General features: G+C 62.2%; 12 protein-coding genes. 4 read left to right on the top strand and 8 right to left on the bottom strand.

Annotated features, from left to right (window positions below; genetic code table 11):
• Nucleotides 1–13 precede the first annotated feature (13 nt).
• Entirely contained in the window at nt 14–952 is a 939-nt protein-coding gene (gene cpaB / locus LIY45_RS27335) for a Flp pilus assembly protein CpaB (protein WP_226478220.1), read from the bottom strand.
• Between the two features lie 315 nt (nt 953–1,267).
• Between cpaB and LIY45_RS27330 the strand changes: the two genes are divergently transcribed.
• Nucleotides 1,268–1,459 carry a Flp family type IVb pilin gene (locus LIY45_RS27330; protein WP_226478219.1) on the top strand — a complete coding sequence of 64 codons (192 nt, stop codon included), beginning with the start codon at nt 1,268–1,270 and terminating at the stop codon, nt 1,457–1,459.
• A 66-nt stretch (nt 1,460–1,525) separates the two neighbouring features.
• Nucleotides 1,526–1,933, top strand: coding sequence for a response regulator (locus LIY45_RS27325; RefSeq protein WP_017478453.1), 408 nt, complete (start codon nt 1,526–1,528; stop codon nt 1,931–1,933).
• 43 nt (nt 1,934–1,976) lie between these two features.
• Here the strand turns inward: LIY45_RS27325 and LIY45_RS27320 are convergent, their stop codons facing one another.
• The 4 genes from LIY45_RS27320 to LIY45_RS27305 form a co-directional block, all read right to left on the bottom strand.
• Nucleotides 1,977–3,662 carry a POTRA domain-containing protein gene (locus LIY45_RS27320; protein ID WP_226478218.1) on the bottom strand — a complete coding sequence of 562 codons (1,686 nt, stop codon included), beginning with the start codon at nt 3,660–3,662 and terminating at the stop codon, nt 1,977–1,979.
• Between the two features lie 175 nt (nt 3,663–3,837).
• Entirely contained in the window at nt 3,838–5,514 is a 1,677-nt protein-coding gene (locus tag LIY45_RS27315; RefSeq protein WP_226478217.1) for a collagen-like triple helix repeat-containing protein, read from the bottom strand.
• Between the two features lie 292 nt (nt 5,515–5,806).
• Nucleotides 5,807–6,655: a MaoC/PaaZ C-terminal domain-containing protein gene (locus tag LIY45_RS27310; protein ID WP_226478216.1), complete on the bottom strand. Its 849-nt coding sequence runs from the start codon at nt 6,653–6,655 to the stop codon at nt 5,807–5,809.
• Nucleotides 6,656–6,657: 2 nt separating this feature from the next.
• A complete protein-coding gene (locus LIY45_RS27305) occupies nt 6,658–8,010 on the bottom strand; it encodes a 3-oxoacyl-ACP reductase (protein ID WP_218263909.1) in 1,353 nt (450 codons plus the stop codon).
• A gap of 114 nt (nt 8,011–8,124) precedes the next feature.
• Here LIY45_RS27305 and LIY45_RS27300 point away from each other — a divergent pair, with 114 nt between their 5' ends.
• Both LIY45_RS27300 and LIY45_RS27295 read left to right on the top strand, forming a co-directional pair.
• On the top strand, nt 8,125–9,402 hold the full coding sequence (locus LIY45_RS27300) for an acetyl-CoA C-acetyltransferase (protein ID WP_226478215.1): 1,278 nt from the start codon (nt 8,125–8,127) through the stop codon (nt 9,400–9,402).
• A 266-nt stretch (nt 9,403–9,668) separates the two neighbouring features.
• Nucleotides 9,669–10,568, top strand: coding sequence for a PA4780 family RIO1-like protein kinase (locus LIY45_RS27295; protein WP_017478460.1), 900 nt, complete (start codon nt 9,669–9,671; stop codon nt 10,566–10,568).
• A 143-nt stretch (nt 10,569–10,711) separates the two neighbouring features.
• On the opposite strand, the gene cueR is transcribed toward LIY45_RS27295, so the two are convergent.
• From cueR to LIY45_RS27280, 3 genes are all read right to left on the bottom strand, one after another.
• Nucleotides 10,712–11,113, bottom strand: coding sequence for a Cu(I)-responsive transcriptional regulator (gene cueR / locus LIY45_RS27290; RefSeq protein ID WP_226478214.1), 402 nt, complete (start codon nt 11,111–11,113; stop codon nt 10,712–10,714).
• Complete coding sequence (locus LIY45_RS27285) at nt 11,110–13,311, bottom strand: heavy metal translocating P-type ATPase (protein WP_226478213.1); 2,202 nt, start codon at nt 13,309–13,311, stop codon at nt 11,110–11,112. Before LIY45_RS27285 ends, cueR begins: the two co-directional genes overlap by 4 nt.
• A 76-nt stretch (nt 13,312–13,387) precedes the next feature.
• Entirely contained in the window at nt 13,388–13,768 is a 381-nt protein-coding gene (locus LIY45_RS27280; protein ID WP_226478212.1) for a hypothetical protein, read from the bottom strand.
• Between the last annotated feature and the right edge of the window lie 66 nt (nt 13,769–13,834).

The raw sequence follows: 13,834 nt of genomic DNA, 5'->3' as shown, positions 1-13,834 counted from the left end.
ATCCTTAGCTCTTTCAGGGCGTTTGTTGAGTCACCTGGTTGCCGCGTATCACCTCGACTCCCGAGCGTTTTGGAACACCATTGGCGGTGGCCGGGCCGAAACTGTTGAGAGGCGCCTGGCTGAAGGATAGTTGGTTGAACTGATAGAGATCGCGCTTTGTGTTTTCCAGGTTGATCGCGGACTCCGTTTCACCGGCCCAGTAGTGGCTCAGCAGTTGTTCGTCAGCACTGCGTACGGCCAGGCGCAATACGCCGGATTGGGCCGCGAGCATCAGCCGGCTCATGAGCTGCTCCGGTACGGCGAGGAGTACCGTGCGTGCACTGGCGCGACTCTGCTGGGCCTTGAGTTTTTCATCCGGGGTAGTCGGTGGTACAGAGCCGGGCTTGCCATCGTTGGTCAGCCCCAATTGGTCGCCCACACCCAGCAGACGCAAGGCGGGCACCACGACTTGTGCGGACTGCTGCGGGTTGCTGGCTTCCTGGCGCAGGAAGAGCAGGACGTCCACATAGTCGCCCGGGGTCAGTTGCCCGCCGGCACCGATTACTTCATCCACGGCGACGGCGAGGGCGCGCTCGTTGGGGCGGATCATCCGTGCCAAGGTGCCGCCGGAGCTGAAGCTTTCCTCTGTCAGCCAGGTGCCGGCCGACAACGGCCGCCAAGGGACCTTGCCCACCGCCTGGTCGAGGCGGGTGAGGCTGCCGGCGGGCACTGTGCGCAGTCTTTCCAGAGTCAGGTCGGCGGCAGTGAGCTCAACAAAAGCAGCGACGTCACGGGCCAGGACCACCACGGGTTGGCGCGTCTGGTCTTCGGCAACGGGTTGCGCCACTTCAGGTGATTGGGGCACGGGCGGTGCGACAGGGGCCGGGCGGCTGAGTACCAGGCCCCAGTAGCCTGCAATCAGTGCACCTACCAATAGCAGCCCGGCGAGGATCAAGCTAATCCGACTGTTCATGAAGGCTCTCCCTTTCCTGCTGCATCCACTGCGCTTTCCTACTAATGCCTGCGTATTCGGATCGCTTCGAGCGTCTAACTATTTCGCTATTTGAAGGTAGTTCAGCTAGGACAAAACGCCATTACCGGGCGAAAAATATCTCCAGAACCTCTGCAAAAGTTGATTTTTTGGCGTCAGCCTGCCGACTAATACTTTGTGATTAATCCGTTCTTACAGTTGTTGGTATGGGGTTTGTTGACAATGCTCTAGTGGCACACCGAAATCATTTTTGTGATGCCGCGATACCAGCGCCGTGAGCGCAAAGGAGAAGTCATTATGTTCCTTGATCTTATTCGCATGGGATTCATCAAAGTCCAGGTTTTTTTCTATTCGAAAGAGGGCGCGTCGGGTATCGAATATGCACTGGTTGCAGCGATGGTTGCTGTGGCGCTGGCGGCCTTTATTGCACCCATCAGGACGGCGATAACCGGCGTCTTTACTGCGATACAGGGCGCCATTCATACCTGACTCTGGTCCTCGCGCAAGCACGTGCAGGTTCCGCTGAATGATCTATTGCGTATCAGGCATTTCCCCATGAACGCCTCTTTGTCCCCCCGGCAACAAATCCTTTTGGTGGACGACGAAGAGGACGCCCTCATTGAGCTGGCCGAGTCGCTGGAGAATGAGGGCTTTGTCTGTTTTACCGCCACCTCGGTCACCTTCGCCTTGCAGGAGCTGACCCTGCACCCCGATATCGCCCTGGTGATCACCGACCTGCGCATGCCCGAGGAGAGTGGTATTTCCTTGATCAAGCGCCTGCGCGAACACACCGCTCGCCAGCATTTGCCGGTGATCGTCATGTCTGGCCATGCCGAGATGGATGATGTCAGCGACATGCTGCGCTTGCAGGTACTGGACCTGTTTCGCAAGCCGATCTATCTGGTGCGCTTGATCGACACCCTCAACAACCTCTTCCCCATCCCGAAAATCAGACTGATGTAGGAGCGAGCTTGTGTGGGAGCGAGCAAGCTCGCTCCCACAGGGTTCAGAGTTGGTAGCTGAAACTCAGCGTATACCGCGGCCGCCGATTGAAGCTGTCCAGGGCGATGTCCGACATTGGCTTGGCCGCTTCCAGCGCAATGTTGTAGTACTTGTTGTCCCCGAAACGCAGGCCCACCGCCGCCGATGACATGTTGTTGCCCTTGACCGGCAGCTCGTTGAACCAGGTCTTGGCCTTGTCCAGCACCACATACGGCTGCAGGATTTTTACCCACTCGCCACTGCGGTTGAAGCTGTAGTTGACCTCATACGCCACGCCCCAACCCTTGTCGCCCGAGCCCTGGTCATCCGGATAACCACGCCCGAAATTCTGCCCGCCGAAGGTCGCGCGTTCGCTGTCGGGCAGGGTGTCGTTGCTCCAGTAGAAGGCACCCGATGCCACGCCTTGCCAGTGGTCGAAGAACTTGTTGCTTTGCACCCCCGACAGACGCAGGCGGAAGAATTCCAGGTCCGGCTGCGTGCCTTCGATATCACTGTGGGTGCGTGCACCCAGGCCGTTGATTCCCTGGTACAGCCCGGCGCTGAGAATCCGCAGTTGGCGGTCGTCTGACTTGCGCCAGTCGCCCTCGAACGCAAGGGCTCGCAGGTCGGTTTCCACGTCGAAGCGCAGCGGGTAGCCCACCAGTTGATAGCGGGTGGTTTGGTCCACCGCGTAAAGGCGCGTGCCAAGGGTCAATGACTCCGTGGGGGAGGCGATCAAGGGGTGAGACAGGCCGATGGAGTAGCGGTCAATCGCCTGGTGCGGCTTGAGTTCGAAGCCACCGTCCAGTTGTACGTTGCTGTTGGGGTCGGCGCGGTAGCGTTCAGCGTTGAGTACCAACTGGCTGCCTTCGGCATTGATGAACTGGCTGTAGCCCAGGCGGTAGTAATGCTCATCATCCTTGCCCGGCGGGAACAGGCCACTGAGGCTCAATTGCTCGCCCATCGAGGTCTGGGAATTACTGGTGGCGGCCAGCAGCGCCTGCGTGCCGCTACGGTTGTCTTCGTTCAGGCTCATGCTGGTGGTGAACGGCTTGCGGCTGGCCTGGATCTGCATGTGCGTGCCGCCGTCGGTGGTGCCCGGTGGCGGTACTTGTGCCTGCAACGTCACACCCGGGATACGCCCCATCAGCGTGGTGTAGCGCTCGAAGGTCTTGCGGGTCAGCGGGCGTTCACCCAGCAGCTTGGCCGCCAGCTTGTCGACGTAGGCCGAGACTGCGCCGATGTCGCCCTGCACGTTGTAATCCTTGATGTAGCCCTCCACCAGCACCACGTGCACCAGGCCGTTTTCGAAGCGCTGGTCGGGCAGGTAGGCGTAGGACAACAGGTAGCCGTCCTGCTGGTAGCGGCGGGTGATGCCACGGGTGGCTTCGATCAGTTGGGCGAGGGTGGTTTCGTGGCCAATCAGCGGCTCGAAAACCTGGGCCACGTCCTTGAGTGGGTAGATCGTGCCGCCGTCGATTTGCAGCTTGCGGATGGTCACTTTGGTGTCCATCAACAGCGGCTGGTTCTGGGTGGCGGCCGGCTCGGGCAACTGGGTCTGCGGCGTGACCGGGCGATAGGCGTCGGCGGGGAGGTTGGGCACCGGCAGGTTGCGAATGGTGTCGTTGCTATTGAGGAAGCTGGGCAGGGTCTCGGCGTGGACACTGGCAGCAATCAGGGTGAGTAGAAACAAAGGCGTCAAGGCGCGCATAGGACACTCCATGGTCAAACTGCAGCAGCGTTTCGCGGATTCCCGCCGGGCTCTGGGGCTCGGTTCGGGAGGGCCTTTCACTGGCCAATAAAAAAGACGAGAGACTCATTGGAATCTCTCGTCTCAACCAAGCGTAGGCGCTGGAGGGGAGGCCGTCTAATGGCCAGGTGCAATTCTATTTTTTGCCGGTCAGCCCGCCGAGCAAGCCGCCCAGGCCTCCACCGGTGTTTGTGTTTGCAGTGCCTCCGGCGGAGGCGCTGGCACCCACGTTCAAGCCGCCGAGCAGGCCGCCACCGCTACTGCTGGTACCTCCGGTGACCAAGCCACCCACCGAGCCGACAGTATTACCCACTGCATTCAAGGTACCGCCTACGGCGTTGGTGATCGGGTTGGCATTGGCTGCCGTCAGGTTGGTGCCCAGACCGCTGACCGCGCCGCCGACTTGGGTCACCAGGCCGTTCACTGGTGCGCCGATACCCGTGCTGGTACCGATGTTTTGGGTCAGCCCGGCAACGCCCGTTGTCACTGGGTTCAGTGCGGCGCCGACATTGGTCGCCAGCCCCGCGACCGGAGCCGTGGCGCCGGTGTTGGCTACGCCGTTGCCGCCAATCAGGGTGCCGAGGGACGCGACGGTGTTGCCCACGGCACCCCCGGTTACGCCCGCAGCACTGACAGTGCCATTGGTGTTGCCGATGTTCAGGCCGTTGCCGACGTTGGCGACGAGGCCACCGACCAGTTCAGGCAGACCCGATTGCGGGGTCGTGGTTGCCGGATTGACGTAGCCACTCGACTTATCAAGGGTGGTGCCGACGCCAGTCAACACGCCACCGACGAGTGTCCCGACTGGGTTGCCTGCACCGCCGGCACTGGCCACCTGGCCACCCAGGCCGGTGACAGTGGCGCCCACTTTATCGATCAAACCACCGACCGGGTTGCCCAGGCCTGTCTTATTGCCCAGGTTACCCGTGGTGTTTTCCACCAGAGAGACGACGGGTACCAGTACGCTTTTACCGACCGTATTGGTCAAGCCGCCCAGTGGCCCGGTGGTGCTGGCCGTGCTCAAGGTGTCGCCGAGCATGGTCACGGTTTGGCCGACTTTATCGACCAGGCCACCTGCTGCGCCGCCTACACCGCCGGTCAAGCCACCGACCACGGGAATGCCGCCCAACGTAGTGCCCAGGGACTTGCCGGTGTTGGACACGCCGGTACCCAGGTCGGCCACGCCATCGGCCACACCGGCAACGGTGGTGCCCAAGGCGTTGCTATTGGTGCCCAGGGTGCCCAGGCCGTTAGTCAGGCCGCTGCCGATGCTGTTGACGGCAGTGCCCGTGGCGGTGACTAACCCGCCAGCGGTAGTACCGACAATTGGCACCGTGGTCAGGGTCGTACCCAGGTCGCCCACCGCGGTGCCGACATTACCGACGACACCGCCTACAGCGCCCACTACCTGGCCGGTGACCAGAGGAGTGGTCGAACCTGTGCCACCACCAGTGCCACCGCCGGTGCCACCACCTGTGCCGCCGCCCGTGCCACCGCCGGTGCCTCCTCCGGTGCCGCCACCAGTACCGCCACCAGTACCTCCGCCAGTACCGCCACCAGTACCGCCGCCGGTTCCACCACCAGTACCTCCATCTGTGCCGCCACCGGTACCACCGCCAGTGCCTCCGTCAGTGCCACCGCCGGTACCGCCACCCGTTCCGCCGCCAGTACCACTGCCACTGCCAGCATCCGGAGATGACGCCGCGACGCTACTGTGATGACCACCACCACCGCTGCTGCAGCCTCCGAGGCTAACTGCCAGAATCAGGGCCAGCGCGGTACTTGCTTTCCACAACACGACTTGAGTTTTCATGATTGAGTTCCTTGCACCAGGTACAGCCTTTGCTGTTATCGAAGTTCGCTGTTTCTATAGGCAGCGATACATTCGTCCGTTGTGGCTATAACAGACCCGGGTGCGTTATCTCGCAATGCTCAACTTGGTATTAACGATTTATATACAGATAGGGTTAGTCTGCTTAGCGACTAATACCAAGGGTGTAGTGGGGGAGGGTGTAGACGTTGCGAGGTGTTTAAAATCATGGGGTTAATAAAGATAGCGGGCTATTGATAGCCCGCTATAACTTAGGGTGTATATATACAATTTATCAGGAGATTGGCCGCCAACGCCCCGTCATGTGTTCAATATCCCCGGCGCCCTTTAGTTGTAACTCGCCACTGGAACCGGCGGCACTTGTCAATAAAGTTACTTCACTGGGTAAGCGCACCGGCTTTTTAAACTCGACGTCTATTTCGATATTGGCCGCAGGCAAATGTTCGCTCAGTGCTGCCAATGTGCGTGCCGTGTTCCATAACCCATGGGCGATGGCCTGGGGGAAGCCAAACAACTTGGCAGTGAGGGCACTCAAGTGAATCGGGTTGTAGTCGCCGGACACCCGGGCGTAGCGGCGGCCGATGTCGGCGGGGGCTTTCCAGCGGGTCAGCTCGCTGACGCTGGTAGGGGCTTGCAGGGTGTGGTCCGCCGCAGCGCCATCGAGTTTCACCCCGCGACAGAGCATCCGGCTTTCGGCTTCCCACAGCAGCCCCAGTGAATCCTCGACCGTGGTCACGATATCGAAGGTCGCGCCCTTGGCATGGGGCTGCAAGTTCTGCGCGTAGACACCGACGGTCAGCTCACTCACACCACCCAATGGGCGCAGGATGCGGATCCGGTTGCTCAGGTGGATCAACCCCAGCAGCGGGAATGGAAACGCCTTGTCGGTGAGCAATTGCATCTGCAGGCCGAACGCCAGGATATGGGGATAAGTGGCCGGCAGTACCGGGCTCTCGGCAAACCCGCAGACCTTGCGATAGGCGTCCACCTCCTTGGGGTTAACGCTGACCCGGCAGCGCAGCCCTTGTTGGGGCAACGTGGTACCGGTGATCTTGCGCTTGAGCGCCGCACGCCAATACAGCGGCGGCAGAAACGGGGTGCTGCCTAATGTGTGCCACTCCATGCTTACGCTCCCAATAGACTTTGCCCACACACCCGCAATGCTTGCCCGCTGACCGCACCCGAGCCCGGTTGGCCGAGCCAGGCCACCGCTTCGGCAACGTCCTGGGGCAAGCCGCCCTGGCCCAGGGAGCTCATGCGCCGCCCGGCCTCACGCAAGGCGAAGGGAATGTGTGCGGTCATCTGGGTTTCGATGAAGCCTGGGGCCACGGCGTTGATGCTGATCCCGCGTTCCCCCAGCAACGGCGCCCACGCCTGGGCCAGGCCGATCAGCCCGGCCTTGCTCGCGGCGTAGTTGGTTTGCCCGCGATTGCCGGCGATACCGCTGATGGACGCCAGCAGCACCACGCGGCCGTTGTCGTGCAGGGTGCCGCTGTCCAGCAGCGCCTTGGTCAGCACTTGTGGCGCGTTGAGGTTGACTGCCAATACCGCGTCCCAGTATTCGGGCGTCATGTTGGCCAGGGTTTTATCGCGAGTGATGCCGGCGTTGTGCACCACGATGTCGAGGCCGTCCGGCAGGTGTTCGATCAACTGGGTGGCGGCGTCTTCGGCGCAGATATCCAGGGCGATGCTGCGGGCGCCCAGGCGCGCGGCCAGGGCATCGAGGTCGGCCTTGGCTTGAGGCACGTCCAGCACGATCACTTCGGCGCCGTCACGGGCCAGGGTTTCGGCAATCGAGGCGCCGATGCCTCGGGCCGCGCCGGTCACCAGCGCCTTGCGCCCGGCCAGTGGTCGGGTCCAATCCTCGACCTGGGTCGGGCAGGCATTCAATCGAATCACTTGGCCGGAGATATAGGCGCTTTTGGGTGAGAGGAAAAACCGCAACGCACCTTCCAACTGGTCTTCGGCGCCTTCGCCCACATACAGCAACTGCAGGACGCCGCCGCTGCGCAGCTCTTTCGCCAACGAGCGGCTGAAGCCTTCAAGGGCGCGCTGGGCGCTGGCGGCGAACGGGTCGCTGAGGCTTTCCGGGGCGCGGCCAAGGATCACCAGGTGTGCGCTGTGATCGAGGTTCTTCATCAACGGCTGAAAGAATTCCCGCAGCTGCTTGAGTTGATCCGTGTGCTGCAACTGGCTGGCGTCGAACACCACGGCCTTGAGCTTGGGCCCGTGGCCGGGAATCCAGGTGGTTGCCGTCGACGATTCGGTGCCGTAGCTATAGATAGCGTCGGTCAGCTTATTGGCGAATGGCAGGATTTTCGTTGCCAGCGGGCCGCCGCCGATCAGCAGCGCACCCTCCACCGGGCGCAGGCGTCCGGCCTGCCAACGTTCCAGGCGCACCGGTGACGGCAGGCCAATGGCGGCGACCAGGCGATGGCCGAGGCTGGAGTTGGCGAAGTCGATATAACGGTCAGACATGGAACGCTCTCCGAGTGGTGGGGTTCAAACGGTGGACCATCAATAGGTGAAAGTCGTTCGATTGAGCCTAGGCTAGGCTCAGAGATTCACCCCATAACCTCAAGGGAGCTTTCCATGACTCAATTGCGCCGTGTAGCGATCATTGGCGGTAACCGCATCCCCTTCGCCCGCTCCAACGGCCCTTACGCCACGGCGAGCAACCAGGCGATGCTGACCGCCGCCCTGGAAGGCCTGATCGAACGCTACAACCTGCACGGCCTGCGCATTGGCGAGGTGGCCGCCGGGGCGGTGCTCAAGCATTCCCGAGACTTCAACCTGACCCGCGAGTGCGTGCTGGGCTCGCGCCTGTCACCGCAAACCGCGGCCTACGATATTCAGCAGGCCTGTGGCACGGGGCTGGAAGCCGCGTTGCTGGTGGCGAACAAGATCGCCCTGGGGCAGATCGAAAGCGGGATTGCTGGCGGCGTCGACACCACGTCTGATGCGCCGATCGGGGTGAATGAGGGGTTGCGCAAAATCTTGCTGCAAGCCAATCGCAGCAAATCCATGGCGGATAAACTAAAAATCCTGTTACAACTTCGTCCCCATCACCTCAAGCCGGAACTGCCGCGCAACGGCGAACCGCGCACCGGGTTGTCCATGGGCCAGCACTGCGAATTGATGGCGCAGACCTGGCAGATCCCCCGCGCCGAGCAGGATCAACTGGCGTTGGAAAGCCACCAGAAAATGGCCGCGTCCTACGCCGAAGGCTGGCACAACGACTTGCTCACGCCCTTTCTCGGCCTGACCCGCGACAACAACCTGCGCCCTGACCTGACCCTGGAAAAACTCGCCAGCCTCAAGCCGGCCTTCGAGCGCAGCGAAAAGGGCACCCTTACCGCCGGTAATTCGACGCCGCTGACCGACGGCGCCTCGTTGGTGCTGCTGGGCAGTGAAGCCTGGGCCAAGGAGCGCGGCTTGCCGATCCTCGCCTACTTGCGCGATGGCGAGGCGGCGGCGGTAGATTTCGTCAACGGTGCTGAAGGCCTGCTGATGGCGCCGGTGTACGCGGTGCCGCGCTTGCTGGCCCGCAATGGCCTGACACTGCAGGACTTCGATTACTACGAGATTCACGAAGCCTTCGCTGCCCAAGTGTTGTGCACGCTGAAAGCCTGGGAAGATCCGGAATACTGCAGGACCCGCCTGGGGCTGGACGCACCGCTGGGCTCCATCGACCGCAGCCGCTTGAACGTCAAGGGTAGTTCATTGGCCGCCGGCCACCCGTTTGCCGCCACTGGCGGGCGGATCGTCGCCAACCTGGCCAAGCTGTTGGACGCGGCCGGCAAGGGCCGGGGCCTGATCTCGATCTGCGCCGCCGGGGGGCAGGGCGTCACCGCGATTATTGAGCGCTGAATTACACTCTTGATGAACAACAACCCCTGTAGGCGCGAGCGTGCTCGCGAAGGTCGTAAACGATGACGCTGGCATACTGAATCAACGCGGCGCCCTCGGGGTTTTCGCGAGCAAGCTCGCTCCTACAGGGGATCGCAGATTAATCTGGCATATTGGATGCATTCTTAAGCGGTCAAAGGTCGGTACCCTCTCCCCGAGGCGAGAGGATTGCCGTATAACGAGTGCCATACGCGTGTTTGGTAATAAAGGACCCACAATAAAAGCTGATGAAGACTCCTAAACGCATTGAACCCCTGATCGAGGACGGTCTGGTCGACGAGGTGCTGCGCCCACTCATGAGTGGTAAAGAAGCAGCTGTTTACGTGGTGCGCTGCGGCAACGAGTTACGTTGCGCCAAGGTCTACAAGGAGGCGAATAAACGAAGTTTTCGTCAGGCGTCCGAATACCAGGAAGGCCGCAAGGTCCGCAACAGCCGCCAGGCCCGGGCCATGGCCAAGGGCTCCAAGTTCGGCAAGAAAGAAACCGAAGACGCCTGGCAGAACGCCGAGGTCGCGGCGCTGTTTCGTCTGGCCGGTGCGGGCGTTCGCGTGCCCAAGCCGTACGACTTCCTTGAAGGCGTGCTGCTGATGGAGCTGGTGGCCGATGAATACGGCGACGCGGCGCCACGTCTGAACGACGTGACGCTGGAGCCGGACCAGGCCCGTGAATACCACGCCTTCCTGATTACCCAGATCGTGCTGATGTTGTGTACCGGCCTGGTGCACGGTGACCTTTCCGAGTTCAACGTGCTGCTGACGCCGACGGGCCCGGTGATCATCGACCTGCCCCAGGCGGTGGACGCGGCGGGCAACAACCACGCGTTCACCATGCTGGAACGGGATGTGGGCAACATGGCTTCCTACTTCGGGCGCTTTGCCCCGGAGTTGAAGAAGACCAAGTACGCCAAGGAGATGTGGGCGCTGTACGAAGCCGGCACTCTGCACCCGGCCAGCGTCTTGACCGGCGAGTTCGACGAGCCGGAAGAGTTGGCTGACGTGGGCGGTGTTATCCGCGAGATCGAAGCGGCGCGGCTCGATGAAGAGCGTCGCCAGGCGATCCGTGCGGCCGATGATGCTCCACCGAGCAAAGCATCGGAAGAGCCTCCACCGCCGCCTTGGATGCAGTGATCCAATAATCGGGAAGGATCCCGGTCCATGTGGGAGCTGGCTTGCCTGCGATAGCATCACCTCGGTTTGGCTGACAGACCGAGGTGCCTGCATCGCAGGCAAGCCAGCTCCCACATTTGTTTTGTGCAGTCAGTAAAGTCTCGTCAGGCGCAACAACTGCCCGATGCCAATTCCTTGAGAATCGGGCAATCCGGCCGATGATCGCCCTGGCAGTGTTCCACCAGGTCCTGCAACGTATCGCGCAACTGCCCCAACTCGCGGATCTTCTGGTTCAGCTCATCGATATGCTGGCGGGCCAGCGCCTTCACGTCGGCACTCGCGCGCCCCCGGTCTTGCCAGAGGGCCAGCAGCTTGCCGACCTCCTCAAGGGAAAACCCCAGGTCCCGCGAACGCTTGATAAACGCCAGGGTGTGCAAATCATCGGCGCTATAGATGCGGTAGCCGCTGTCGGTGCGATGGGCGGCTTTCAACAAACCGATGGACTCGTAGTAACGAATCATCTTGGCACTCAGGCCGCTTTGGCGCGCTGCTTGGCCGATGTTCATGGACGCTCGTCCTCCAGATCCTTGGGTTTCCAGGTTTTCAACAGCAGCGCATTACTCACCACGCTGACACTGGACAGGGCCATGGCCGCGCCGGCCATCACCGGGTTGAGCAGGCCGAACGCCGCCAGTGGAATGCCGACCAAGTTATACACAAAGGCCCAGAACAGATTCTGTCGAATTTTCGCATAGGTCTTGCGGCTGATTTCCAGGGCGGCGGGCACCAGTCGTGGGTCGCCGCGCATCAGGGTGATCCCGGCGGCGTGCATGGCCACGTCGGTGCCGCCACCCATGGCGATACCAATGTCCGCGGCAGCCAGGGCCGGGGCGTCGTTGATGCCATCGCCGACCATCGCGACGACGCCGGTCTTTTTCAGCTCGGCGACCGTGGCGGCCTTGTCGGCGGGCAGTACTTCGGCGTGTACGTCATCGATGCCCAGGGCGTCGGCGACCACGCGGGCGCTGCCACGGTTATCGCCGGTCAGCAGGTGGCTGCTGATATGCCGCGCCTTGAGTGCTTGTATCGCTTGCAGGGCGCCCGGTTTAAGCGTGTCACCGAAGGCGAACAAACCCAGCACGCGAGGCTGCGGGCCTTGCTCGATCAGCCAGGACAAGGTGCGGCCTTCGGCCTCCCAGGCGCTGGCCGAGTCGGCGAGATCACCGGTGCTCAAGCCGGTTTCTTCCAGCAGGCGACGGTTGCCCAGCGCCAGTTGCCGACCGTCGAGAGTGCCTGCGATGCCGCGCCCGGTGAGGGACTGGCTGGCGCTGACATCAGCCACGTTCAAGCCCTGTTCGGCGCAGGCGTCCAGCACCGCCTTGGCCAGCGGGTGTTCACTGCCGCGTTGCAGCGCCCCGGCCTGTTGCAGCAGGGCGGCTTCATTGCCATCGACGGCGGCCAAGTGCGCGATTTTCGGGGTGCCGGAGGTCAGTGTGCCGGTCTTGTCGAACACCACGGCGCTGACTTCATGGGCGCGCTCCAGGGCTTCGGCGTCCTTGATCAGGATGCCGTGGCGGGCGGCGACGCCGGTGCCGGCCATGATGGCGGTGGGGGTGGCGAGGCCAAGGGCGCAAGGGCAGGCGATCACCAACACGGTCACGGCATTGATCAGCGCAACTTCCAAAGGCGCGCCATACAGCCACCAGCCGATCAGCGTGGCCAGGGCCAGCACCAGCACCACCGGCACGAACACCTGGCTGACTTTATCCACCAGCTTCTGGATCGGAGCCTTGGCGGCCTGGGCGTCTTCCACCAGGCGGATGATCCTTGCCAATACGCTTTCTGCGCCAAGGGCCAGGGTGCGCACCAGCAGCCGGCCTTCGCCGTTGATGGCGCCGCCGGTGACGGCATCGCCCGGCTGTTTCGGCACCGGCAGGCTTTCACCGCTGATCAGCGCTTCGTCGGCGTGGCTTTGGCCTTCGACGACTTCGCCGTCCACCGGGAAGCGTTCGCCGGGTTTGACCAGCACCAGGTCATTCAGCTTGAGGGCGGTGATGGCAACGTCCTGCTCGCGGCCGTCGATCACTTGAATCGCCCGCTCCGGGCGCAAGGCTTCCAGGGCGCGGATAGCACTGGCGGTCTGGCGCTTGGCGCGGCTTTCCAGGTATTTACCCAGCAGCACCAGGGCGATCACCACGGCCGAGGCTTCGAAATACAGATGGGGCATCGTGCCGGCGGACGCCGTGAGCCATTCATAGAGACTCAAGCCGTAACCGGCGCTGGTGCCGATGGCTACCAGCAGGTCCATATTGCCGGCCCCAGCGCGTACGGCTTTCCAGGCGGCGATATAGAAGCGTGCGCCGAAGATGAACTGCACCGGGGTGGCCAGGGCAAATTGAACCCAGGCCGGGAGCATCCAGTGCAGCCCGAACGGTTGCACCAGCATCGGCAGCACCAATGGCGCGGCGAGCAGGATCGCCAGCAGCAGCGACCAACGCTCATGGCTCAGGCGTTGTTCCTGGCTGGCCTGGGTGGCGGTTTCGCTTTGGGGCAGGGTGGCGGTGTAGCCGGCCTTGTCGACGGCGGCGATCAGCACGCGGGGGTCCATTTGGCCGAGCACTTCAATGTGGGCGCGTTCGTTGGCCAGGTTGACGCTGACGCTTTGCACCCCGGGCACTTTGCCCAGTGCCCGTTCAACCCGCCCGGCGCAGCTGGCGCAGGTCATGCCGCTGATCGGCAGGTCGAAGGTGGTGGATCCGTTCATGGGCAGTACTCCAGGAGAGATTGCCCCTAGGATCAACCTTGACCTGTGGGGAAGGTCAAGGCTTCAGATCAATGTTTCAATATTCCAATGCCGCCGGCTTCAGATACATGCCGTCCGGCCCTTGCGCAATACGCAGCTTGCGCACGTCACCCGCCTTCAACGTAATGTTTTGCGCCGGTGGCGCGAGCATGCCCGGCAAGCAGCCTTGGGATTGCCCCGGCAATAACTTCAGGCGCAACGACACATTCCCGGCCGGCAAGTTGAATGAGGTGGCCTGCTCCTGGAACAGCCGCCCGGCCAACTGGTCCTGGATGTACAAGCCAATCTCGCAGTTGGTGGGCACTTCCAGGCGCTCCCGGGAAATGATCAGCACCGCATAATCTTGATCTGCGCTGGCCGGTGGCACAGCAGCAAACAAGCCCAACAGGCTGACAAGGCCAAAAAATGACCAGCGCATGGCGAATTCTCCGAAGTTCACATCGTGGATAGGTGCAGCTTGGCCGAGGGCGCGAATGAATGCCAG

This window comes from Pseudomonas sp. MWU16-30323 (genome assembly GCF_020515595.1).
Taxonomy (GTDB): Bacteria; Pseudomonadota; Gammaproteobacteria; order Pseudomonadales; family Pseudomonadaceae; genus Aquipseudomonas; species Aquipseudomonas yamanorum.
This window is presented reverse-complemented; position numbering and strand designations above follow the sequence as displayed.

Coding starts and splice junctions, on each gene's coding strand:
- cpaB (WP_226478220.1), bottom strand. CDS start 952: ATGAACAGTCGGATTAGCTTGATCCTCGCCGGGCTGCTATTGGTAGGT.
- LIY45_RS27330 (WP_226478219.1), top strand. CDS start 1,268: ATGTTCCTTGATCTTATTCGCATGGGATTCATCAAAGTCCAGGTTTTT.
- LIY45_RS27325 (WP_017478453.1), top strand. CDS start 1,526: ATGAACGCCTCTTTGTCCCCCCGGCAACAAATCCTTTTGGTGGACGAC.
- LIY45_RS27320 (WP_226478218.1), bottom strand. CDS start 3,662: ATGCGCGCCTTGACGCCTTTGTTTCTACTCACCCTGATTGCTGCCAGT.
- LIY45_RS27315 (WP_226478217.1), bottom strand. CDS start 5,514: ATGAAAACTCAAGTCGTGTTGTGGAAAGCAAGTACCGCGCTGGCCCTG.
- LIY45_RS27310 (WP_226478216.1), bottom strand. CDS start 6,655: ATGGAGTGGCACACATTAGGCAGCACCCCGTTTCTGCCGCCGCTGTAT.
- LIY45_RS27305 (WP_218263909.1), bottom strand. CDS start 8,010: ATGTCTGACCGTTATATCGACTTCGCCAACTCCAGCCTCGGCCATCGC.
- LIY45_RS27300 (WP_226478215.1), top strand. CDS start 8,125: ATGACTCAATTGCGCCGTGTAGCGATCATTGGCGGTAACCGCATCCCC.
- LIY45_RS27295 (WP_017478460.1), top strand. CDS start 9,669: ATGAAGACTCCTAAACGCATTGAACCCCTGATCGAGGACGGTCTGGTC.
- cueR (WP_226478214.1), bottom strand. CDS start 11,113: ATGAACATCGGCCAAGCAGCGCGCCAAAGCGGCCTGAGTGCCAAGATG.
- LIY45_RS27285 (WP_226478213.1), bottom strand. CDS start 13,311: ATGAACGGATCCACCACCTTCGACCTGCCGATCAGCGGCATGACCTGC.
- LIY45_RS27280 (WP_226478212.1), bottom strand. CDS start 13,768: ATGCGCTGGTCATTTTTTGGCCTTGTCAGCCTGTTGGGCTTGTTTGCT.